This window comes from Bacillus sp. NTK034 (assembly GCF_017303275.1).
Classification (GTDB): Bacteria; Bacillota; Bacilli; order Bacillales; family Cytobacillaceae; genus Cytobacillus.
Genome location: NZ_JAFKOJ010000008.1, coordinates 214,477 through 234,280, shown reverse-complemented (window position 1 = coordinate 234,280; position 19,804 = coordinate 214,477). Strand labels below are relative to the sequence as shown.

Here is a 19,804-nt window from a genome sequence, read left to right as displayed (position 1 = left end):
CGCATTTTGATATTTGTTACATCAAAGTAACATATTGTTTCCACGTGTGATAGAATAAGCCTAACTATTTTTACGCCGGGAGATTAATGAATCATGTTCTCAAACGAAATCATCGCATCTTTTAATAATTTAGAAACAGCCATATACCATTACATTTGTCAAAACAAAGAAAAGATTCCTTATATGCGGATTCGAGAACTCGCAGATGAAACCCATGTTTCCACTGCCACCATTTTACGATTCTGCAGGAAGCTGAATTGTGAGGGTTTCACTGAATTTAAGATAAAGTTTAAATTATATTTGCAGGAAAATAAAAAGTCCTCTATACAAGGTTCCAGGCAATCTATCGTCGAGTTCTTCGAGCGAACGCTAAGGGGTGATTTAGAGGAAAAAATCAGAGAGGCAGCAGAACTAATAAATACGGCAGATAACGTTATATTTATAGGAATCGGCAGTTCAGGGATACTGGCTGAATACGGAGCCAGATATTTCTCCAGCCTTGGCAAGTTTTCACTGTATATCAAGGATCCCCATTTTCCGATTCATTCGAGTATCCGCAGCAGCAGTGTCACAATTGCCTTATCTGTCTCAGGGGAAACTCCTTTTACAATCACCCATCTTAACCAGCTGAAGCAGGAAGGCAGTAAAATCATCAGCATCACAAACAGCCGGCTTTCAACGATTGCGAAGGTTTCTGATTTAAACATCGCCTATTATGTGACAGAGGAAACCTTTGAGCAGTCCAATATTACGACTCAAGTTCCAGTTGTGTACATTTTGGAAGCTGTCGCCAGAGAAATACATAAGCTAAACCCTTAGATTAAAGGGATTTTCCATCGGATGGAGAATATGTAAAATAAACACAATGAAAGCGGTGAGTATATGAAATCAATTGCTTCCCCGATTGCAAGCAAAGTGAACAATGTTTTTATTCATGTCAGCGACCTGAAAAAGTCGGCTGAATGGTATAGCACCCTGCTTGGAGTGCCTTTTCATAAGGATACTGTAGAATCCCCGGTATATAACATTCCTGTCACCTCTGAAACCGGTCTTACATTGGATGACCACACCTTTGATCCAGCCTTTACCTTAAATCCTTCCGGCCACGTTTTATTTAATTTCTTCGCTCAGGATATTGATGAGGCATACACTTTTGTGAAAGATCAGGGAATCACCATTGTAAAGGAAATAGAGCGTATTGGAGATTTTGCTTATTTCAACTTTCAGGACTTGGACGGAAATGTATTGATGATCTGCAATTGTTAATGATTAAATCTGTGGCTATTCTGCCATAGATTTTTTTATTTACAGCATTCTCCGCTGGACATCCCCCTTTACCTGGCGTATACTAGCCATATTTATGTAAAAGATTAACAGCTTCATAGAAAGAAAGGTGTTTAACATGATTCACAATCCGACTGGAAAAGAGAGGCTTGCACTGGCTTTTCTCCTCAGCATGCTTGGAATATTGGGGCCATTCAATATTGATATGTATTTGCCAGGCTTTCCAGATATCGCTGATGATTTCAGTGCCCGAGCTTCACTTGTACAGATGAGTTTAACAGCGTGTTTGATTGGACTTGCAGCTGGACAGGTTATTGTCGGACCGCTCAGTGATTCGCATGGCAGAAGAAAACCACTGCTTATCGGGATCTCACTCTTTGCCGTATCTTCCCTTTTATGCGCCATTTCACCAAATATTGCAGCATTTATTGGAGCCCGCTTTCTGCAGGGATTAACCGCCTCTGCTGGAATTGTCTTATCCCGGGCAGTTGTCCGTGATGTGTTCAGCGGAAAAGAGCTCACCAAATTTTTTGCCCTGCTTATGGTCATTAATGCAACGGCACCGATGATAGCGCCAATGACAGGCGGTGCCCTGCTTCTGATTCCTTTCGCAAGCTGGGAAACCATATTTTATTTTCTAAGCTTTTTGGGATTATTTATTACCATTGTGATCTATTTCCGATTAAAAGAAACCCTTCCCCCAGAAAAACGGGTCCCAAGCTCCATTGGAAGTTCCGTTAAAAGCATGGGTGGCCTTTTCAGGGACCGTTCCTTCATCGGGTATGCCCTTATCGTAGGATTCATACATGGCGGAAGCTTTGCTTATGTTTCGGGGACACCTTTTGTCTATCAGGGGATTTATGGAGTATCGCCTCAGGTGTTCAGCATCCTGTTCGGCATTAATGGGTTGGCCATCATTACGGGGAGTTACCTGATTGGCCGCCTGGCAGGTGTCATTCCGGAAAGAAGCCTGCTCCGGACAGCCGTCTGCATTGCCGTCAGTGCCACTTCGTTCCTTTTGATCATGACGATCATTAAAGGGCCGCTGTTCATGCTTGTCATTCCGATTTTTATCTATATGACTTCAATGGGGATGATCATCACCAGCTCATTTACATTAGCCATGAAAAATCAGGGGCATCGTGCTGGCAGTGCAAGCGCCGTTATTGGAATGCTTCCCTTAGTGCTGGGTTCAGCTGTTTCCCCTTTGGTGAGCATTAATGAAACCACTGCCGTACCAATGGGTGCCATCTTGTTTGTAACATCATTCATCGGCTTTGTTTTCTTCTTCACCTTAACGAAAGAAAAAACAAATAGAAGCAGACAGAACCTGAAGCTGCATGCGGAGGGGTAATTCCCTCCGGCTCCCATGCCGCCTTTATAACTTTACTCTTTTACTTCCTCGATAATTGAATGACCTTCAGTCCCCTCGTCATCCTGCCATTGCCATTTTTCATATAGCCTGATGCGGCCGTCCTGCAATATTTCAGGTTTTGAATGACATTTTCCGCCGCGTATTTCATTTTTGTTATTCACATGGTTATATCTAAATTTTAAACTCCCATCTTCATTTACAATGCCAATAAGTGTCCCCTGAATAATCTCTCCCCCGCCATAATCAGCAGATATAATGTTTCCCTCCTGTTTGTACTGAAAAAAAGTCTTTGATGATACTTCACCATTCTCTGTATTTTGAACAGAAACAAAGGTACGGCCATTGTAGTTCATTAAAATATCCTCCCGGCGGATCTGGTGTTTCACTCAAACCCAATATGTATTCTTTAACTCCAGTACCTCTACAAATCCCCTTTTAATATAGAGTACATATACAGATCATCAAATTTTCCATTTGCATATTCATAATGCCTAAGCAAACCTTCTCTCGTGAATCCCTGCCTCTCAACCAGCTTCTGGGAGGAGAGATTTTTAGGCTCTATCAGGGCTTCTATCCTTTCAAGCTCAAGATGATCAAATCCGAATTTTAAAACTCTCTCAAGTGCTTCATTGGCTATCCCTTTTCCCCAATGCTCTCTGCTTAGTTCATAACCGACTTCACTTCGGAAATGTCTGGGGTTCCTGTTTAGGAAACCGCAGCTCCCTATGACCTTCCCGGAATCCTTTAGGGTAATACCCCAGCGCATTCCAGTGCGATTTTTATAAATGGATTTATACCATTCTATTTCACCCAGCACCTCTTCCACAGATTCACAGGCCGAGATTCCCATATGCTTTACAACCAGGTGATCAGACAGATATACAAACATATCTTTTGCATCTTCTTCAGTTGCTTCTCTTAAAATTAATCTTTCTGTTTCAAGGATCGGAAAAACTGTTTCCAACGGATTGCCTCCTCTGCTTTCTACCTTTCTTCAACTATACCAAATTGCTGTAAAAAAATCCTATCATATGGAAATTACTTCAAACCCAGCTTTATCCATGATAAACTCAATTATTAGTAAAACTTAAAGAAAAAGGAGAATTTATGTGAAACGTTATGCTTTATGGCTGCTGTCTGCTGTATTGATTCTTTCGGCATGCAGCAATGACAAAGAGAAAGCGGCAGCTGATTCATCAGGCAAAGAAGAACAAAAGCAAGAAGACAGGAAAGAAAAAAAGCAGGAAAGCATTTTAGCAGAGTCTGAGAATATTAATTTAGAAATCTCTGAAGAAAACCTGCTGAAATTGACCCCTGGAACATTAATGGAAGGGCTCACATACGAAAAAGACATTGAGGCCATTGAATTCAATGTGCCTGAAACCGATCCAGAACTGATAAGCAAAATGACCCCCAAACTGGAAGAGCTGACGAAAGAAGCCAAAGATACAGACTCGATTAAAAAAGGGCTTCTTTCCCTGCTGGCGAGTCCTAATTATAAAAACATCATTGAAAATTCCAATGCCTACCAGCCAGATTTTGAAGAGCCTTACCTGCCGGATCCCACTAAATCAGAGCCTGGGGAAGAAAAAAAGACTTCAGAACAGGCCATTATTCTTCTTGATGCCAGCTCAAGCATGCTGATGCAGGCAGGCGGCAAAATGAAAATGGATATCGCTAAAAGTGCCGTAAAGAGTTTCGCGCAGACAATTGGCCAAAGCAGTGAAATTTCCCTTGTTGTATATGGCCATAAAGGCTCTGAAGCGGACGCTGATAAGGAAATTTCCTGTACAGGAGTAGAGGAAGTCTACACGATGGGGAAATATTCCAAGAAGGAGTTCCACGAAGCCGTTGATTCGTTTGAAAGCAAAGGATGGACACCGCTTGCCGGTGCCATTCAAAAGGCTGCAGAAATGAGCAGCGGTTATGATGGGTCAACAACGATCTACATTGTCAGTGACGGTGCCGAAACATGTGATGGCGACCCTGTCCTGGCCAGTAAAAACCTTGTGAAAACCAACAGCAGCAATACTGTGAATATCATTGGGTTTGATGTAGATGGAAAAGCCGAGAACCAATTAAAAGCAGTTGCCGAAGCCGGCAATGGGGAATATTTAAAAGCGGATAACCCGGATGAATTGAAAAACACGATCCAATACGAGTGGCTTCCTTCTGCAGGCGACCTGGCCTGGGCTTTTACACTGTCGCCAAGCCCATGGGAAATGATAGATGAGTATAAACTGGGAGAAGTTTATCCCCGCCAATTATTTACGATCGGCAGGCGTGAAGCACATCGAATCCTTGATGCTGTTACAGTCATGGGAGACAACGGCTGGATCACTGATGAGCAGAGATCAGAACTTCGTGATTGGGGCTATGAACGAAGCGAGCAAATGAAGGACCTCTATTTAGAACTCTATGAAAAAAACCGAAATTCAGCTGATGCACAAAGTGCTGAAATTAAGCAGAGAGTCGACGAATGGGTTGAAAAAATGAAGGCTCTAAAGAAGGAGCGCGGTGACATTTGGTAAAAGACTTACGAAATTTAGATTGCTCAGGGCGAAATGCTCTGAGCATTTTTTCGAACAAAATTATAAAACTCTTAATATTGCAAAATTTGTCCAATTATGTGATAAAGTGTAATGGTAAAAATTAACTCATCCCGGGAGGTCAGTGCTTTGTTCAGTGCAGGTGTATTAGGAATCGGTGTAAACATTCCAGAAACTATTATTACTAATGAGATAATTGCCAAACGTTTCGGTATTACACAAGAAGAAATATGCAGAAAAACAGGCATACTGGAAAGACGCTACGAATCTCCAGACTCATCACTTACAGATATGTGCGAAATTGCTGGAAAACGTGCGATAGAAGACGCAGGGGTCAACCCGAAGGATATCGACATGGTCATTATTGGAACAAACACACATGACACCCACATTACAGCAGCCTTGGTTCAGGACAGGATCGGTGCTGAACAATGTGCGGGGCTGGATCTTCATTCAGGCTGTTCCAGCTTTATCACAGCCCTGGCAACCGGGGCCCAATTTGTTCAGACCGGGTTGTATAAAAACGTATTAGTCATTGCTGTCGACAAATGCTCTTCCCTCTTGAATCCGATGGATAAAAAGACGGCGCTGCTATTTTCAGATGGAGCTGCTGCTGTTGTCTTAGGTCAGGTGGAAAAAAGCAATGGTATTCTCGGCATCCATATGCAAATGGATGGAAGCGGGGGAAAATATCTTCATCTTGATGAAAACAAGCACATCAGGATGGACGGAAGAGCCGTTTTTGAATTTGCAGTAGACAGATTTCCCAAAGCGGTTCATAAAGTTTTGGAACTATCAGGCCTAAGCTTGCCGGATGTCGATTTCATCATCCCTCACCAATCCAACTTGCGGATTATTGAAGCAGGTACTGCACGCCTCGGATTTCCTATGGCAAAAGTGCATACCAAAACCATACAATATTACGGAAACTCTTCTGCACCAACGATAGCAATTGGTCTTCATGAAGAAGTGAAGGAAGGCAAAATAAAAGACGGGGATGTGGTTGTACTGGCTGGATATGGTGCAGGTCTCGGCTGGGGAGCCATTGTCATGCGCTGGGGACAAACATCAAAACAGCTAATTTAAGGCCGCCTACAGGGGGCTTTTTATTATTTGACAACCATAAAGGAGGTATTTATCCCCCTTTGGCAGCATAGCTGTGCATTAAAGTAAAATGCCTGGACAGCTCGCTTTCATTAATGGAAATCCTGATCGATAAGTCTTTTGTCCGCAATACATACTCTTTAATGCCAATAAATTCAGACTCAGCAATCAGGTAAAAGTGAGTTCCCTTCTTTAAGCCTTTAAAATGATTCTTTAATTTATATTTTTTCATGATTTGATCTTGGTGCTCCTATAACTTTTCAGATTAGATGAGATTGAATCCCTAAAATAGATATTATACACCTTTAAACAGCAAATGTTCATGAAAACAGAAAAATGCGGCCATCCTGATGAGGCCGCCTAACGTTTTTCTATTCTGCTGCTGTAAGCTGTTCTTTGGATTTGAGCACCTGGATATAAACTCCTGTCAGTGTTTGAGTCAGCAGAAAGATAGGAAATGAATGGATGAGCTGATATTCTTTTTGCAGAGTAATTATTCCAGCTGCCGTTAGTACCCATTGTACAAGCACCCCAAATAATGCCCAGACCAAAACATATAGAATGAAAGTCTTTTTGCTGACCTTCAGTTTTTCATAAAAATAAAAAAAGAAGTAGCCAAATGGAGCGAATAGTAAGTAATAAAGAACATCTGTCACTTCATAATTATTTAAATCGTTCACCTTATAAAAATCGGTTCTCCCTCCGCCTATTGTGAAATCATACAAAATCCCAATTGCTATCCCCCACAGCAGACTCAGTACTCTGATTTGCTTAGCCAGCTTATCCGGCCTTCTTATGAGGAGAAAATAGATAAGATAGGCAGCAGCATTCATGATCAAGAGATACAGCTCATTACCACCGAAATCCTCCCATAATTTCATGATTCGTTCACCCCTCTTGTTTTAAGCTGTCCAAAATACTTCAGCATGGATTGAACCGCTAAATGAAGGAGGAATAAGTAAATAATCTCATAGCCGATATTCCACATTTTATATTCTACAATGTCAAAGTATAGGGCAATCACCACAGCCAGGATTAGGAACAAAACTGACAGGGCGGTTTTAAATAATTTTGAACCAAAGGAATGGGCTGTTCTATATAAATTTAGTGTTATAGCAACTGTGAGCGGAATAGTTATGCTTCTATGTATTAAGAAAGCGGAATTATCTAAAATATGCTGGGAAATCTTCGCCATATTCAACTCTTCATACACAATCCACGTAAAATTGATATGTATGACCAATGCCACTAGATATACGAAGGTATTTTCAATAAATGTCAGCTTTTTATTCATTGATGTGAACAGCATTAGCACCAGCCATGCTAGAAAAACGATAAGTACAAATCCCATGTAACATCAGTCCCATACTTTTTTGCTAGTTTAACCTGAGAATTTGAATATTATTCTGATGTTATGCCTTTGGGTAGCCCCGTTCCATGGATTTCTCAGGAGTTCGGAACCACTCTCCCGGATTTTTTCTTCCCCTGTCTGAAGGATGAGCCTTGTTCGGACTAACTTGATAAGACTTCTCTTTACCTGTCCGAATGGACACCCTCTGATCCTTTTTAAAATGCATCAAACAAATAAATAAACGGCTGGGATCAGCCGCTTCAACCATCATTCTGCTATACCGTTTGCCGTTCGATCAGCTTCACCGATATTTCCTCATGTGTGTGCTTTTTACCATCAATCGCTTGAAGAAGCAGCTGCCGTCCCATTTGAACCAGCGGTATTTCAAGTGTTGTAATGTGCATGATTTTGGCGATTGGCTGGTTATCGAACCCCATGATTGCCAGGTCATCCGGAATATGGATGCCTTTTTCCCTGCAGGAGGTTACAATTCCGGCAGCAGCAAAATCACTTGTTACCAGCAAAGCTGTCGGTGGATTATCCATGTTCGATATGCGGCGAACCACTTCTTCGCCATGCTCAAAATTCAGACACTCATAGAATATATATTCTTCGTTATGCCGTTCGTTAATTCGTATTAAAAAATCAGCATAAGCCTTTCCGCGCTGCATGCTGTTGGCACCCGTCTTTCTTCCAATGCAATACCCGATTTTCTGATGCCCTTTATTATGCAGATACTCTAAAGCACTAGAGAAACTCATGTAATGGTCGATAAAGGCAGAGGACACATTATGATTCCTCGCATCTTCACATAGAACAATGGGGCCATACTCGGTAAACTGATTGATGACATCCCATTCGCAGATTCTGGAACAAATAATTAAAGAGTCGATTTGTTTATGCTGCAGCATCTTTAGAGCTTCAATCTCCCTGTCTTGCTCGTAATTTGTTTGAAAAAGAACTAATTTATAGTTGTTTTTCATGGCCTCATTTGCAATCCCTTCTAAAAGCAGGCCGAAATAAGGATGATTGGTAAAAGGAACCACGACTCCTATAAGAAGTGTTTCCCCTTTACTCAAATGAACAGCATTGATATTCGGCTGATAATTGAATTCCTCCATCGCCTGCAGGACAGCTCCCCTTTTATCCTCACTCACATAAGGATGGTTATTCAGCACTCTGGAAACGGTTGTAACTGAAACCCCGGCCTTTTTAGCAATGTCTTTTATATTTGCCATAAAACCACCTAATTTTTTTCACTTTTTTTCTTGCTCTGAAATGCGTTTCATAATATAAGCTTTTTTTAACAACTAAAGGAGGTATCCTGTATGTACATTCTAACTGGAATCTTATATCTGGTTCTATTATGCAGTTCGATTCTTGCCTTGTCATCTATCCCTATTTCACTCTATCCAAAAAAAAAGGCTGAAAACAAAGATATTTATGTGAAAGATTATTACAGACTTCTCTTTGATGTCTATAGCGATGACTCATCACATAAGTAGCTGGCGGGAGGCTTCCATTTTCCTGCTGTACATATTTCTTTTAAAAATTACAGTCTCCCTTTTGAAGAAATTTCTGTGTATAGTAACATGTATCCAAAACCGAAAGGAAGGCATGATATGTTTTTAAAAATAACAAAAGAGCAGCAGCAAAAGATGATCGAGGATATCCAGATTTTTTTCTCTGAGGAAAGAGATGAAGAAATATCTGAGTTCGGTGCAGAAAGGGTGCTGGATTTTGTTAAAGAGTCATTGGCCCCTCATTTCTATAATGCAGCGATTTCAGATGTAAAGCATGTAGTAGAGCAGCAATATGCTTCAATGGAGGATGAAATCCTGACTCTCGAGCGTCCTATAAAATAATTGTTGGTTGGTGTTTGACTTTATAGCAATCTGACGGGCATAAGACTCCCTCATCTAGACTCAAAGGAACCGAATGAGGATATGCGGGAGTCCAGCTGCCCATTCAATTTCTTTAACCTATTTCTTATCATTAAATACGTCATTCACAAACATGGCAGAGTTGCCGCTCGAATCAAAAAAGATTGTCCACAGCAAAATAACCGGTAGAGCAGCGACCCATACTGCAAATTTGAACATTTTCTTCATGATTATCTCCATCCTCCCACGTCCAGTTTTTTACATTATATCAAGATTCCACCTATTTTTCTAATAATTCCAGTTATTCGAAATAATGGCGTTACCAGTGTAAATAAACTTTAATACTATGTCATCTGCTTGTTATTTTTCTGAAAGTGTTCAGTGATATGATATTTTTGACTGATAAATAGATTTTATAGAGAGTGAGCATGAAAGATGAACATTACTGATGCTGTGGCACAATTACACAAAGCTGGAATTAAGGCGAATGACGCAGACCTTGAGCGCTGGATAGAAGAAGGAAAAATAAAAGCGGAACGAAGTCCCAGGAGGCAAATCAGCTACACAATAAAGACGAAGGATCTCACTGATTTCATCTTCAAAAAACAGGAAGAGCTTTATCAGCAAAAACTCGAAGGGATCCTTCTGCAAGTTAAAGATCTTAAGGGACAAATGGAGATCCTGAATACCCGTGTCCAAATAGAGGAATCCAAAGTTAAATCATTGAAGAAAATGATACAAGCACAAAAGATGATTGATGATGAAGAAATCAAGCCTGCAAAGCTCCTGGGCCTGAAGCCTGATGAGGATTTGCAATTGATCCGAAAAGAATTCAAGAAACTTCTAAAAGCCCTCCATCCAGACCGCGGCGGAGACGAAAGGCTTTTTAAGGTGTTTACTGAGCATTATAAAAACATCTTCTAGAATTCTAAACGTTTGATATGGAATATACATACATCTAATTTCCGGATCTGAGGAATGTTTTTTCCATTTTCATGCCCGCTTTTTCGGCAACACGGATAGAAGCAAGATTGTTCACATTTATAATAGAAACCAGCTTCTTATATTTTAAGCTCAGCTGATCCAATCTTAGGCCTGCCCACTCGTTTTGGTGGAGCGATACCTCATGGCCACCGAGTCGGGAAAAATTTCCATTAAATGAGGCAGATCGCTTTTCTGCATTTTTCTTAACATTAATCTGTCTGTTTTGATAATTGGAGTACCCACCAATTATCCCCCTTTCGCTGCACTAAAGCCCGTTTCTTTCCTTTCTAGCAGGCATTAACATTTCAAACTCAAATAAATAGTTCAGCAGCTGGTCAAATTCGTCCGTCTGGAAAACTAATTCCTTATCATTAAATACATAAACAGCAGCATCTGTGACTGCCTCTCCATTTTTTAATGTTAGTGTCTCTTGAATCTCTATGTTTTCCACCAGCTTGAAATCTTCCTTATTTGGAGATTTAAACTGCTCAGTAAAGGCAGATGGTCCAATAGCAAGAATAGAAACCTTTTCAGCATCCTTCGCTAGCCATTTAGCAGCGGAAAAGACCGTGTCAGGAGCTTTTATCACATTGATGTTCTCGGTTATTCGATAGTAAGGGATGTCCTTATTTAACTGATTCACCTCTATAGAGATTCTCTGTCCAACTTTAACCTCTTCCATATCTGCAGCAGTAAAAACTTTATCATCCACTTGGATTACTCCCAAATCTCGATCCAGCTTTATAACGTTTCCCTTTATTGTGCTTTTTTTAGAATACGTATTATCTTTCATATATTTTATTAACTCTTCTATAGAAGCTGCGCGAAATGCTTCCTTCATATGATCAAATAATATATAACTAGGCTCTTCCTTTACTTGCAATTCAGGATAAATAGCATTTACATCCTTTAGACCTAATGAACTGCTTGTTTCGAAAAGAAAGTGAACTGGTTGAGAATAAAGTTCATCAATTACATTTTTATCAGTATCTCCAACAATCAGAAGTGAATGATACCCTTTATTTCTTGCAAGATAGTTCTTTTCCGGACTAACCTCTTTAATGTTAACAGGTATGATATATTCAGCCCGCTTGCCATCCTTCCAGTAGGCTTTTATAGAATATATTTCTTTGCGCGATTCGTTTCCTAAAAGTGTAAATCCACGATACAGAGTTTGATAGGGCTCTACTTTAATTTCGCCATTATAATAGTTTCCTCTTGCAATGAAGATTGGCTGCTGATTTTTTGGAAATTCTATGTTAAGATTCTCTCGAAATTCTGCATGCTGATATTCAATCAATTTCGTGAGATCTTTTATCTCCTTCACATTTTCTCCTGCGTTCCAAGTATAAGTGCTTAAGATCGGATCTAACTCCTGCTCCCCAAATAATACAGTGGGCATTGGCGGTTTTTCTTCCTTGTGTAACTTTTGCATATCTAAATAAAACATTGCTAAGAGGGTCGAAATAATCGATATTCCCCATATGACCTTTTTAATCAGCCTCAAACGTTTAGATGACTCCCTTTTTTCTTCCAGCTCCATATAAGCACCCCTCTCTTGATGAATCTTGGCACTTAGTAATTTGATAATAAACCTTATCCCGCCAACAAAGCTGAAAAAAGCCGTCAAGATGACAGCTGGTCATTTCGTACATTCATAAACAGGAATTGAAAATTACAGCGTAAGCACCTTTGCATATTTTATAATCAAGTCCTTTTATTTGGTTCCCGAATACGTTGTTCATTCTCTTACCTTCTTTGTATCAATGGCTGCTTTCATCAGTGATCCAGTCTTGCTTTCAAAATTTCACCAATCAATTTATTCCACATTCTTACGTGATTCTCCTTTATAAAAAATGCCAGAATCAGTAAAATAAAAATCTGAAATTTCGTATTGCGAATTAAATTCAAAATCTTTAAAATAAAACAGAAAACATCTTTGAAAATCTGGGAGACTCACATGAACCGCAAAATTTTTTTGTATGTAAAAGCTTTTTCCGATTTGGGCACGTTCATGGACCTGATTGCCATAAATGTGCTCATGTATGCGGCCACCGGAAGCTCTGCCTGGCTTGCAGCGACCATGGCCATCAGGACACTTGGCGGCGTTTTATCAAGCCTTTTTTCAGGGGTCTTGGCCGATCGCTTTGACCGCCGAAAAATTATGATTTGGACGGATGTATTCCGGGCTGTCATCATTTTAAGCTTAATACCGTTTCCAAATCCAATCATGATTCTCATTGTCTGCTTCTTTATCGGATTGACATCAAGCTTTTTTGCAGTTAGCTACAGCGCCGAAATCCCTCAGATTTTTGGCGAGGATAAAGTACTGGAAACAAATGCGTTAATTTCCCGATTAACATCTGTCAGTCTGGTATTTGGTTTTATCGGGGCTGGAGTCATAACTGATTTCCTCGGATACCAGGTAACTTTAATCATTGATGCCGCAACCTACATCATTTCAGCACTCGTTTTATTAAAAATGAAATGGCAAACGTCGGAATCAGCTGTAAGAAAAAGGATCAGCAGCGGCTTTAAAGATAAACTGGCAATCATCGGCAGAGATTTGAAAGAAGTCTATTCCTTTATTTTGGTGAAGCCGATGCTGCTTCTTGTCAACATTGTCTTTCTTATTGGGGCATTCGCAGGTGCTTCGCATAATTTGGGGATTCCGCTGCTGGCCGAGAATATCGACAGCAGCAAACAAAGTTTTTACTACGGATTAATCTGGGGTGTATGGGGAATTGGATCAGTTTCAGCAACCATGATTCTGCCAAAATTAAAAAGCCTCCGGGAAAACCGCCTTTATTTTGCATGCTTTGTATCCGCCATGTTTATGTCGGCAGGTTTTATCACCTTCCTGTCCAATCATAGCTTATGGATTATTCTGCCGTTTGCCTTTTTAACTGGAATTTTTGATGCGGGTTTCACGACTCTGCATGCCACAATTCTGCAGAAGACAGACAACCATATCAGAGGCAGAATTTTTGGAGTAGGCATGCTTTTAAAATCATTCGGCTTTGCACTTGGATTTGCTGCCGCCCCTCTTGTACTGGAAGTATTCTCATTAGCTAAAATGGTTTGGCTCTTCCATGGGACATTAATATCGGCAAGCATTATCGTCCTGGTCTTTGCTGCTGGGACCCAAAAAAAAGTTAAGAGAATGAGTCAAGGTGTATAAAAAGAGCCCAGTTTATGAACTGGGCCCGCTATAACTTAGTTTATTGACGAGGAGCAAACATATATTAATTAAAAAGATAAACCGCATCCCCTGCTGAAATCTCACCAGTTTTCATGACAGAGGAATACACCCCAAAATGATTATCCCTTTCACTGATAACCTTTTTATGCAAACTGGAATCCCGCTCCCCGCTCTCTGGATCTACTGTAATAATCATACACCGTTCGCAATGCCGCTTAACTTTTATCTCAGCACTGCCAATTTTCATTGTCTTCCCAAACCATTTTTCCTCAGCAAAAGGATCGTCCTTTATCAGGGAAATGACTAAATTCGGGCGAAACCGCTGGAAGTCCATTTTCTCTTTGCCCCACATCTCTTTCATTTTTTGCAGGGACGCGTCAGTCACTAATAGAATGTTTTCCTCTTCTATTGCTCCTACAGGTACATGAACAGGACTATATTTCACAGGAGTGATTTTTCTGGAAGAATGGTCTTCCATTTCTTTTAACAATTCTTTATCATCCCAGGGGATCCGTCTGCCGTCGGGAGTAGTTATTCTTACTGGAGGAAATAAGTTCTCATTTTCCTCTCCCGTAAACTCTGCTTTATATCTGACCATTTTGGGAAACTGAGTAATCGTCAAATATTTCCCCGGCCTTGATTCATCCAGGTAGGCATGGCTGCGATCACCATAGAGTCCATAATCCATTACGTTTGTTTTTTTCACACTTTCCCCGTAAAAGCTTTTCACCGGATAGCGGACAATCTTTTTAATATGTCCTATTAGCACCTTCCATTCCACTCCCTTCAACCAAATGAAAAATCCATGACAGCGCGTTCGGCTGTCATGGATATCATTTACTGCGGCCGTTTTGTTTGTCGCTTTGCTTTTTCATCCCTGTCCGCTTGAATAATTTTTTCACGGACGTCAGCAGGTATGGACGCAGAAGTTCGTTTTTGCTCAGATCTCACCTTTAACCCTCCCTTTTTATTTTTCGACTTTATAGCGCTTATGGCTGATCACCGTTTTGATGGGCTCATCCTTTTTCGGATTAATTCCAAGCTCCACAATGACTGAGTTATCCCGTACCACGATTACTCTGCCTTTTTTCCCTTTTTCGGAACCGCTTAAGATGCTGATCGTATCGCCGACATCTGCTTTTTTACCTTTGCTTACCTTTTCTGTTTCTTCAGCCATCGCCATTCTCCTTTAAATACTTTAATTTTTTTAGCTGGTTTTCGCTATGAGGCTAGTATTGCCGTTTCATCCTTCCGCAAAACCCATTTCATTTTCAAATTAACTTACTCTTTCTTTGGTCCTGTAATCTTATTAATATGAAGGTCCTTCAATATATTTAAGCCTGCCCTGATAATCATCATAATACTTCCTGCAAGGAAAAATGATATCGAAACCGCCTGGCTGACATCTGTTAAAAACAATATGCTTCCGATAAAATATAAAACACCCAGGAGCAGATCATTAATAAATGATACTACCCTATATCGCTTTTCAATGATCATTTCGTAGTCGCCTATTTCAATATGCACATCTTCCTGCTGTTCCCTAACTATATTTCTAATCTTCATGAATAACACCTCTGTTTTGTCTTTTCCACATAAGGTGCCAAACATTCATTAATATATAGTTAATTTCTGGAAAATACTATGAAAAATGATCAAGCACCAATGAAGCCAGCAAACCGGTAGCTGCAATGAATCCGGTCATCGGTCCGCTGTCCTCAAAGGCTTCAGGCATCATCGTGGAAGCCACCATGGCAATAATTGCACCACCAGCAAAGCCTGCAATTCCTGACAGGACCTCTTTTGAAGCTCCATCCAAAAATATGTATCCAGCCATCGAAGCAATTCCCGCAATGACAAATACCGAACTCCAAAGGAGGATAATTTTCTTTTTTGAATAGCCGCTCTTTTTCATTCCCGAAGTACTGGAAAGGCCTTCCGGAAAGTTGCTGATAAAAATGGCTGTCACCAATAGAAAACTCACCTTACCTCCTTCAAGCAGGCTTGTCCCGATCATGATTGATTCTGGAATGGCATCCATAATGGTCCCGGTAAAAAGGACTATACCGCTGCTGGCTGCTGCTTTATGGCCGGACCTTTTCCGGTTCTTAGCCCCCTTGTTTGAAATCATGATATCAAAAAGGGTAAAGATAATTGCTCCAGCCAAAAATCCAATGCCTGTCGGAATTAAGCCGCCGTTATGGACTGACTCCCCAAGCAGCTCATAGGAGGCAGCACCAATCAGGACACCTGTTCCGAATGCCATAATGTAACCGATCATTTTTTTCCGGATGGGCAAAAACATCGCTGCCAATGCGCCAAAAAGGACTGCTGATCCAGAGACCCCTCCCCATAGTGCAGCATTCCACATCAAGTTCACTCCTTCCATTTTGTTTTGTTTCTCTCATTATTTCCTTTTGGCCAATCCTAAAAACCACTATTCAGAATAAGATTAAAAAAGCAGAACCTCGAGGGTTCTGCTTAGACTCTATCTAATGGTTTTTAATGCACCGCTCCAGGATATCACCTGGTCAATCATTGCGTTCACATTATTGAGATGAAGATCTTGAGGTTTAAATACTGTACCATTTTCAAAATCAGTAAATAAAGACAATGTTGGATGCACGCGTACATCAGCAATCATTAATTCACCCATGATTCCGCGCAGATGTTCAGCAGCTCTCGCACCGCCGGTTGACCCATAGCTTACAATTCCTGCAGCTTTATTGTTCCAGGGTTCACGGGCTAGATCAAGTGCATTTTTTAATGCCCCTGTAATACTGTGGTTATATTCCTGAACGATGAAAATGAATCCATCCAGACTATTAAGCTTCTCATTCCATGCAGCAATTCCTTGCGAATCCGCTTCACCTAAGAATGGCAATTTGAAATCAGCGATATCTATAATCTCATAATTGGCATCTCCGCGTTTATCGGCAATCTCTTTTACCCATGAACCGACCTGTGGGCTGACTCTCCCCTGACGTGTGCTCCCTAAGATAATCCCAATGTTTAATTTCTCGCTCATTGTTTGTTCCTCCTTAGATTTTCTTCCAAATAATTGATTAAAAAAACCCATGACTCACACCACCTGATGATAATTTAAACTCCTATAATAATTCGATTTCCAGAAGGGTCTTCAGTAACCGCCTGATTATTTTCAACAGACACAGCCGCGCCTATCTTTTTCAAGTTTTCTACTGCCTGGTCTACGGCTTCTTCATTTTCAAAAATGAGCCTGAAGGATTGTAGCCCAACACTATTCTCTGAAGGCTGCGGCGCTCCTACCCCATTCCATGTATTCAAACCAATATGGTGGTGATATTTTCCGCTCGAAATGAACAGTGCCTGTGTGCCATATCGGCAGACTGCTTCGAATCCAAGCCCCTCACTGTAAAACGTTTCGGTATGCGCCAGTTCTGCTACATGCAAATGGATATGCCCCATGACCGTACCGCCAGGCAGGCCCTTCCAGGACTGCTGCTGCCCAATTGACAGCAGGTCAGGGAAGTCCAGAGGATCAACAGTCATATTTACCTCCCCGTTTTTCCATGTCCATTCAGAAGGGTTGCGGTCAGTGTAAATTTCTATCCCATTGCCATCCGGATCTGACAGATAAAGTGCTTCGCTGACAAGATGATCCGATGATCCAAATTGCAGCCCAATCTCGACGAAATGACGTACTATCTTAGCCAAATCAGAACGCTTTGGGAGGAGCAGGGCGAAATGATACAAACCTGTTGTTCTTCCTATTGCAGGTTCGACATTTTCCGGCTGTTCGATGGTCAGCAATGCCGTTTTTCCATCAGCAGTCAGCTGGGCAGTTCTTTCTGTTTTTGTTAACACTTTAAATCCAATTACTTCTTTATAGAATGCAAGTGACCGTTCCAGATCCTGTACTTTCAGATTGACCTGAGCTACAAAGGTAATCGGTTTTTGATGAAAGTTCATGTGAATTTTTCCTCCCACTAGTTTGCTTTTGATTGTATTAATTTGCTCCCAAGAGATAGTGGTGATTCCTTAGCTAATACAAAATAGATCGATGCTGCAAGCAGGATTAAATCTAATTCATATCCAGCCATTTGACCGTTCCCCAGCAGGCCTGCGGACAGCTTAGCAGTAAAGATCGCTCCCAGCATGATGAAAGCAAATAGTACAGAAACCATTTTTGTGCCAATACCCAGAATCACCGCTATGCCTCCTGCCAGCTCGATTACGGCAACGACATAAGCCATAAAACCCGGAATACCGATACTGTCGAAGAAGCCGGCAGTATTGCTTATGCCTCCCTGAAATTTTGATAATCCATGAATAAAGAAAATAAATCCTAAAATTACACGCAGAATGAAATGGCCTAATTCGTTTTTGTTCATGTTTTCCTCCTTGAATCTAATGTTAGTTACTTACTTTATGTAAGTTAGTATATAATTGATATTTATTTTCGTCAAGTAATTATTTTATAAAAAGTGATTTAATTATTTCCGGTTTATGACTATAATAAGAAACAAGGAGTGATTATTATGGAAAAGTCGCTAATTTGTCCAAGATTTGAAAAAGCCATAGGCATATTGAGCCAGCGCTGGACCGGATTGATCATTTATCAATTGCTTAACGGGCCGCAGCGGTTCTGCAGTATAGAATCCTCTATCGGGATAAGCGGCAAAGTTCTTTCAGACCGGTTAAAGGACCTGGAGAATGAGGGGGTCGTAAAACGCGAAGTTTACCCTGAAACTCCTGTAAGAATCGAATATTCCCTGACAGAAAAAGGCCTGGCCATGGAACCGCTGATGAAAGAAATAGAAAAATGGTCGCAGAACTGGTTATAGGCTTAATTTATATATGAATATCAAAAAAGAGTCCTCCCTTTTTGGAAGACTCTTTTTTGCGTTATCTCTTTGATCCTGGTTATTTCTTTTTTGACTGGCGAGCCAGTTCGGACTCATTCCCTCCGAAAATCTTGCTTCTTCTGTCCAAAGGTGCCTCGACTTCGGACTCAATTCCTCGGATTTATCCTACTCTGTCCGAAGGTCCCCTGACTTCAGAAGCAACTCTTCGGATTTATCCTTACGCTGTCTGAAGGTTGTCTGCGTTCGGACTCATTCTCTAGGATTCGTCCTTCTTCTGTCAGAATAGGTAAACAGCAAATTTACTTTCCTTTTATCTCTGAAATATACTGTTTTACAACTTCATATACGTAATCCTGGTTTGCGGCCGCAGTGTTGGGGTCGTATTGGCCTCCGTTTGTTTTATTATTAGAAAGAATACGAATTCCCAGGAATGGAACATTGTATGCTCCGGCAATCTGCGCTGCTGCAGCGCCTTCCATTTCTTCTACCGATGTTCCGTAGTTTTCATGAAACCAATTGATGCGGTCTACTTCGTTATTCCATAGGTCCGCTGAACCGATTGTCCCTTCGACTACTTTGCCCTTCTTGTGCTTATCTTTAACTGCATTGGCAGCAGCAAGAAGATTTTCATCTCCCTCATAATAACGAATCTTTTCGGCATCAGGGTCTTCACCGGCACTTCCCTCAGAAGCCATCAGGTCCATTGGGATCCAATTAGTTGGTTCAATCCCTTCCCCTGCTTCCAAATGACCAGTCTTCAATGATCCGATATTGACTGTTCTTTCTCCTAAAACGATATCATACACATTCAAGCCCGGATCATGGCCGCCTGAAGTCCCCTGGTTGATGATGGCAGCTGGATCATACTTTTCAATGGCGATTGCTGTGGCAGCTGCTGTATTTTCCATGCCTTTTCCGGTTTTAGCTACGATAACCGGGTACTTGTCCAGCTTGCCTTTATAAAAAACAAAATTACCTGATTTTTCTACTTTAACTTTATCTAATCGTTCAGCAAACTTTTCAGCCTCGATCGGCATTGGCCCCTGGATAAGAATTGGCTTTTGGGCTCCTTCAGCCTCGGTTTCTAATTTTCCTGCCGAAGAGCATCCTGCGAGCATCGCTGCAGATAGTGCTGCAATCGCAGCGAGTGAAGCTAATTTCTTTTTCATTGCACGTTCTCCCCTTTTCTTGTTGTCTGATACACCCGAATTTCTAATCATAGAAA

At 41.0% G+C, this 19,804-nt stretch carries 29 protein-coding genes; 10 read left to right on the top strand and 19 right to left on the bottom strand.

What is annotated here, in order from left to right:
* The first annotated feature begins 93 nt into the window (after nucleotides 1-93).
* The 3 genes from JI665_RS21465 (at nucleotide 94) to JI665_RS21455 (ending at nucleotide 2,638) form a co-directional block, all read left to right on the top strand.
* The gene (locus JI665_RS21465; RefSeq protein WP_206843900.1) at nucleotides 94-819 is read left to right on the top strand and encodes a MurR/RpiR family transcriptional regulator; all 726 of its coding nucleotides are present in this window, start codon (nucleotides 94-96) and stop codon (nucleotides 817-819) included.
* 63 nt (nucleotides 820-882) lie between these two features.
* Nucleotides 883-1,266, top strand: coding sequence for a VOC family protein (locus JI665_RS21460; RefSeq protein ID WP_206843897.1), 384 nt, complete (start codon nucleotides 883-885; stop codon nucleotides 1,264-1,266).
* A 136-nt stretch (nucleotides 1,267-1,402) separates the two neighbouring features.
* Nucleotides 1,403-2,638 carry a Bcr/CflA family efflux MFS transporter gene (locus tag JI665_RS21455; RefSeq protein ID WP_206843896.1) on the top strand — a complete coding sequence of 412 codons (1,236 nt, stop codon included), beginning with the start codon at nucleotides 1,403-1,405 and terminating at the stop codon, nucleotides 2,636-2,638.
* A 32-nt stretch (nucleotides 2,639-2,670) separates the two neighbouring features.
* On the opposite strand, the gene JI665_RS21450 is transcribed toward JI665_RS21455, so the two are convergent.
* A complete protein-coding gene (locus JI665_RS21450) occupies nucleotides 2,671-3,012 on the bottom strand; it encodes a n-acetylglutamate synthase (RefSeq protein WP_206843894.1) in 342 nt (113 codons plus the stop codon).
* A gap of 68 nt (nucleotides 3,013-3,080) precedes the next feature.
* Nucleotides 3,081-3,623 carry a GNAT family N-acetyltransferase gene (locus tag JI665_RS21445; protein WP_206843891.1) on the bottom strand — a complete coding sequence of 181 codons (543 nt, stop codon included), beginning with the start codon at nucleotides 3,621-3,623 and terminating at the stop codon, nucleotides 3,081-3,083.
* Nucleotides 3,624-3,768: 145 nt separating this feature from the next.
* On the opposite strand from JI665_RS21445, the gene JI665_RS21440 reads away from it, so the two are divergent.
* Together JI665_RS21440 and JI665_RS21435 are read left to right on the top strand one after the other, a co-directional pair.
* On the top strand, nucleotides 3,769-5,190 hold the full coding sequence (locus JI665_RS21440) for a vWA domain-containing protein (RefSeq protein WP_206843889.1): 1,422 nt from the start codon (nucleotides 3,769-3,771) through the stop codon (nucleotides 5,188-5,190).
* Nucleotides 5,191-5,337: 147 nt separating this feature from the next.
* Nucleotides 5,338-6,294 carry a 3-oxoacyl-ACP synthase III family protein gene (locus JI665_RS21435; protein ID WP_206843886.1) on the top strand — a complete coding sequence of 319 codons (957 nt, stop codon included), beginning with the start codon at nucleotides 5,338-5,340 and terminating at the stop codon, nucleotides 6,292-6,294.
* Nucleotides 6,295-6,343: 49 nt separating this feature from the next.
* Here JI665_RS21435 and JI665_RS21430 read toward each other — a convergent pair whose 3' ends face one another.
* The 5 genes from JI665_RS21430 to JI665_RS21410 form a co-directional block, all read right to left on the bottom strand.
* Entirely contained in the window at nucleotides 6,344-6,544 is a 201-nt protein-coding gene (locus JI665_RS21430) for a hypothetical protein (protein ID WP_206843884.1), read from the bottom strand.
* Nucleotides 6,545-6,683: 139 nt separating this feature from the next.
* Nucleotides 6,684-7,193 carry a hypothetical protein gene (locus tag JI665_RS21425; protein ID WP_206843882.1) on the bottom strand — a complete coding sequence of 170 codons (510 nt, stop codon included), beginning with the start codon at nucleotides 7,191-7,193 and terminating at the stop codon, nucleotides 6,684-6,686.
* The gene (locus JI665_RS21420; RefSeq protein ID WP_206843881.1) at nucleotides 7,190-7,663 is read right to left on the bottom strand and encodes a hypothetical protein; all 474 of its coding nucleotides are present in this window, start codon (nucleotides 7,661-7,663) and stop codon (nucleotides 7,190-7,192) included. Before JI665_RS21420 ends, JI665_RS21425 begins: the two co-directional genes overlap by 4 nt.
* 61 nt (nucleotides 7,664-7,724) lie before the next feature.
* Entirely contained in the window at nucleotides 7,725-7,934 is a 210-nt protein-coding gene (locus JI665_RS21415; protein ID WP_206843879.1) for a hypothetical protein, read from the bottom strand.
* A gap of 4 nt (nucleotides 7,935-7,938) precedes the next feature.
* Entirely contained in the window at nucleotides 7,939-8,901 is a 963-nt protein-coding gene (locus JI665_RS21410) for a LacI family DNA-binding transcriptional regulator (RefSeq protein ID WP_206843876.1), read from the bottom strand.
* A 90-nt stretch (nucleotides 8,902-8,991) separates the two neighbouring features.
* Between JI665_RS21410 and JI665_RS21405 the strand changes: the two genes are divergently transcribed.
* Both JI665_RS21405 and JI665_RS21400 read left to right on the top strand, forming a co-directional pair.
* Nucleotides 8,992-9,168, top strand: a complete 177-nt coding sequence (locus JI665_RS21405) for a hypothetical protein (protein ID WP_206843873.1) — start codon at nucleotides 8,992-8,994, stop codon at nucleotides 9,166-9,168.
* A gap of 117 nt (nucleotides 9,169-9,285) precedes the next feature.
* Nucleotides 9,286-9,528, top strand: a complete 243-nt coding sequence (locus JI665_RS21400) for a DUF2164 domain-containing protein (protein WP_019382696.1) — start codon at nucleotides 9,286-9,288, stop codon at nucleotides 9,526-9,528.
* 117 nt (nucleotides 9,529-9,645) lie between these two features.
* Here the strand turns inward: JI665_RS21400 and JI665_RS29035 are convergent, their stop codons facing one another.
* Nucleotides 9,646-9,774 carry a hypothetical protein gene (locus JI665_RS29035; protein WP_280516118.1) on the bottom strand — a complete coding sequence of 43 codons (129 nt, stop codon included), beginning with the start codon at nucleotides 9,772-9,774 and terminating at the stop codon, nucleotides 9,646-9,648.
* A 207-nt stretch (nucleotides 9,775-9,981) separates the two neighbouring features.
* On the opposite strand from JI665_RS29035, the gene JI665_RS21395 reads away from it, so the two are divergent.
* A complete protein-coding gene (locus JI665_RS21395) occupies nucleotides 9,982-10,470 on the top strand; it encodes a J domain-containing protein (protein ID WP_206843871.1) in 489 nt (162 codons plus the stop codon).
* Between the two features lie 34 nt (nucleotides 10,471-10,504).
* Here the strand turns inward: JI665_RS21395 and JI665_RS28720 are convergent, their stop codons facing one another.
* Genes JI665_RS28720 through JI665_RS21385 form a run of 3 tightly spaced genes read right to left on the bottom strand, consistent with a single transcriptional unit; the run spans nucleotide 10,505 to nucleotide 12,073 of the window.
* Entirely contained in the window at nucleotides 10,505-10,633 is a 129-nt protein-coding gene (locus tag JI665_RS28720; protein ID WP_244671272.1) for a GNAT family N-acetyltransferase, read from the bottom strand.
* Between the two features lie 2 nt (nucleotides 10,634-10,635).
* A complete protein-coding gene (locus JI665_RS21390) occupies nucleotides 10,636-10,773 on the bottom strand; it encodes a hypothetical protein (protein WP_206843869.1) in 138 nt (45 codons plus the stop codon).
* A gap of 22 nt (nucleotides 10,774-10,795) precedes the next feature.
* Nucleotides 10,796-12,073 carry a hypothetical protein gene (locus JI665_RS21385; protein WP_206843867.1) on the bottom strand — a complete coding sequence of 426 codons (1,278 nt, stop codon included), beginning with the start codon at nucleotides 12,071-12,073 and terminating at the stop codon, nucleotides 10,796-10,798.
* 417 nt (nucleotides 12,074-12,490) lie between these two features.
* Here JI665_RS21385 and JI665_RS21380 point away from each other — a divergent pair, with 417 nt between their 5' ends.
* A complete protein-coding gene (locus tag JI665_RS21380) occupies nucleotides 12,491-13,711 on the top strand; it encodes an MFS transporter (RefSeq protein ID WP_206843865.1) in 1,221 nt (406 codons plus the stop codon).
* 64 nt (nucleotides 13,712-13,775) lie between these two features.
* On the opposite strand, the gene JI665_RS21375 is transcribed toward JI665_RS21380, so the two are convergent.
* From JI665_RS21375 to JI665_RS21345, 7 genes are all read right to left on the bottom strand, one after another.
* Nucleotides 13,776-14,501: an MOSC domain-containing protein gene (locus JI665_RS21375; RefSeq protein ID WP_206843862.1), complete on the bottom strand. Its 726-nt coding sequence runs from the start codon at nucleotides 14,499-14,501 to the stop codon at nucleotides 13,776-13,778.
* Between the two features lie 198 nt (nucleotides 14,502-14,699).
* Nucleotides 14,700-14,909, bottom strand: a complete 210-nt coding sequence (locus JI665_RS21370; RefSeq protein WP_206843860.1) for a DUF2187 family protein — start codon at nucleotides 14,907-14,909, stop codon at nucleotides 14,700-14,702.
* A 104-nt stretch (nucleotides 14,910-15,013) separates the two neighbouring features.
* A complete protein-coding gene (locus tag JI665_RS21365) occupies nucleotides 15,014-15,298 on the bottom strand; it encodes a YrhK family protein (protein WP_206843857.1) in 285 nt (94 codons plus the stop codon).
* Nucleotides 15,299-15,374: 76 nt separating this feature from the next.
* A complete protein-coding gene (locus JI665_RS21360) occupies nucleotides 15,375-16,103 on the bottom strand; it encodes a ZIP family metal transporter (RefSeq protein WP_206843855.1) in 729 nt (242 codons plus the stop codon).
* 117 nt (nucleotides 16,104-16,220) lie between these two features.
* On the bottom strand, nucleotides 16,221-16,811 hold the full coding sequence (locus JI665_RS21355) for an NADPH-dependent FMN reductase (RefSeq protein ID WP_206843854.1): 591 nt from the start codon (nucleotides 16,809-16,811) through the stop codon (nucleotides 16,221-16,223).
* A gap of 23 nt (nucleotides 16,812-16,834) precedes the next feature.
* A complete protein-coding gene (locus JI665_RS21350) occupies nucleotides 16,835-17,683 on the bottom strand; it encodes a VOC family protein (protein WP_206843852.1) in 849 nt (282 codons plus the stop codon).
* A 17-nt stretch (nucleotides 17,684-17,700) separates the two neighbouring features.
* A complete protein-coding gene (locus JI665_RS21345) occupies nucleotides 17,701-18,105 on the bottom strand; it encodes a DoxX family protein (protein WP_206843850.1) in 405 nt (134 codons plus the stop codon).
* Nucleotides 18,106-18,252: 147 nt separating this feature from the next.
* Between JI665_RS21345 and JI665_RS21340 the strand changes: the two genes are divergently transcribed.
* Entirely contained in the window at nucleotides 18,253-18,558 is a 306-nt protein-coding gene (locus JI665_RS21340) for a winged helix-turn-helix transcriptional regulator (protein ID WP_019382679.1), read from the top strand.
* Between the two features lie 320 nt (nucleotides 18,559-18,878).
* Here the strand turns inward: JI665_RS21340 and JI665_RS21335 are convergent, their stop codons facing one another.
* The gene (locus JI665_RS21335) at nucleotides 18,879-19,748 is read right to left on the bottom strand and encodes a 5'-methylthioadenosine/S-adenosylhomocysteine nucleosidase (RefSeq protein ID WP_206843848.1); all 870 of its coding nucleotides are present in this window, start codon (nucleotides 19,746-19,748) and stop codon (nucleotides 18,879-18,881) included.
* Nucleotides 19,749-19,804: the final 56 nt, after the last annotated feature.

Excerpts from the sequence above, each read along its gene's own strand:
- JI665_RS21450 (WP_206843894.1), bottom strand. The coding sequence starts at position 3,012 with ATGAACTACAATGGCCGTACCTTTGTTTCTGTTCAAAATACAGAGAAT.
- JI665_RS21420 (WP_206843881.1), bottom strand. The coding sequence starts at position 7,663 with ATGGGATTTGTACTTATCGTTTTTCTAGCATGGCTGGTGCTAATGCTG.
- JI665_RS21455 (WP_206843896.1), top strand. The coding sequence starts at position 1,403 with ATGATTCACAATCCGACTGGAAAAGAGAGGCTTGCACTGGCTTTTCTC.
- JI665_RS21415 (WP_206843879.1), bottom strand. The coding sequence starts at position 7,934 with ATGATGGTTGAAGCGGCTGATCCCAGCCGTTTATTTATTTGTTTGATG.
- JI665_RS21360 (WP_206843855.1), bottom strand. The coding sequence starts at position 16,103 with ATGTGGAATGCTGCACTATGGGGAGGGGTCTCTGGATCAGCAGTCCTT.
- JI665_RS21395 (WP_206843871.1), top strand. The coding sequence starts at position 9,982 with ATGAACATTACTGATGCTGTGGCACAATTACACAAAGCTGGAATTAAG.
- JI665_RS21410 (WP_206843876.1), bottom strand. The coding sequence starts at position 8,901 with ATGGCAAATATAAAAGACATTGCTAAAAAGGCCGGGGTTTCAGTTACA.
- JI665_RS21430 (WP_206843884.1), bottom strand. The coding sequence starts at position 6,544 with ATGAAAAAATATAAATTAAAGAATCATTTTAAAGGCTTAAAGAAGGGA.
- JI665_RS29035 (WP_280516118.1), bottom strand. The coding sequence starts at position 9,774 with ATGAAGAAAATGTTCAAATTTGCAGTATGGGTCGCTGCTCTACCGGTT.
- JI665_RS21355 (WP_206843854.1), bottom strand. The coding sequence starts at position 16,811 with ATGGGTTTTTTTAATCAATTATTTGGAAGAAAATCTAAGGAGGAACAA.
- JI665_RS21460 (WP_206843897.1), top strand. The coding sequence starts at position 883 with ATGAAATCAATTGCTTCCCCGATTGCAAGCAAAGTGAACAATGTTTTT.
- JI665_RS21335 (WP_206843848.1), bottom strand. The coding sequence starts at position 19,748 with ATGAAAAAGAAATTAGCTTCACTCGCTGCGATTGCAGCACTATCTGCA.
- JI665_RS21350 (WP_206843852.1), bottom strand. The coding sequence starts at position 17,683 with ATGAACTTTCATCAAAAACCGATTACCTTTGTAGCTCAGGTCAATCTG.
- JI665_RS21400 (WP_019382696.1), top strand. The coding sequence starts at position 9,286 with ATGTTTTTAAAAATAACAAAAGAGCAGCAGCAAAAGATGATCGAGGAT.
- JI665_RS21340 (WP_019382679.1), top strand. The coding sequence starts at position 18,253 with ATGGAAAAGTCGCTAATTTGTCCAAGATTTGAAAAAGCCATAGGCATA.
- JI665_RS21425 (WP_206843882.1), bottom strand. The coding sequence starts at position 7,193 with ATGAAATTATGGGAGGATTTCGGTGGTAATGAGCTGTATCTCTTGATC.
- JI665_RS21380 (WP_206843865.1), top strand. The coding sequence starts at position 12,491 with ATGAACCGCAAAATTTTTTTGTATGTAAAAGCTTTTTCCGATTTGGGC.
- JI665_RS21405 (WP_206843873.1), top strand. The coding sequence starts at position 8,992 with ATGTACATTCTAACTGGAATCTTATATCTGGTTCTATTATGCAGTTCG.
- JI665_RS21345 (WP_206843850.1), bottom strand. The coding sequence starts at position 18,105 with ATGAACAAAAACGAATTAGGCCATTTCATTCTGCGTGTAATTTTAGGA.
- JI665_RS21370 (WP_206843860.1), bottom strand. The coding sequence starts at position 14,909 with ATGGCTGAAGAAACAGAAAAGGTAAGCAAAGGTAAAAAAGCAGATGTC.
- JI665_RS21465 (WP_206843900.1), top strand. The coding sequence starts at position 94 with ATGTTCTCAAACGAAATCATCGCATCTTTTAATAATTTAGAAACAGCC.
- JI665_RS21365 (WP_206843857.1), bottom strand. The coding sequence starts at position 15,298 with ATGAAGATTAGAAATATAGTTAGGGAACAGCAGGAAGATGTGCATATT.
- JI665_RS21385 (WP_206843867.1), bottom strand. The coding sequence starts at position 12,073 with ATGGAGCTGGAAGAAAAAAGGGAGTCATCTAAACGTTTGAGGCTGATT.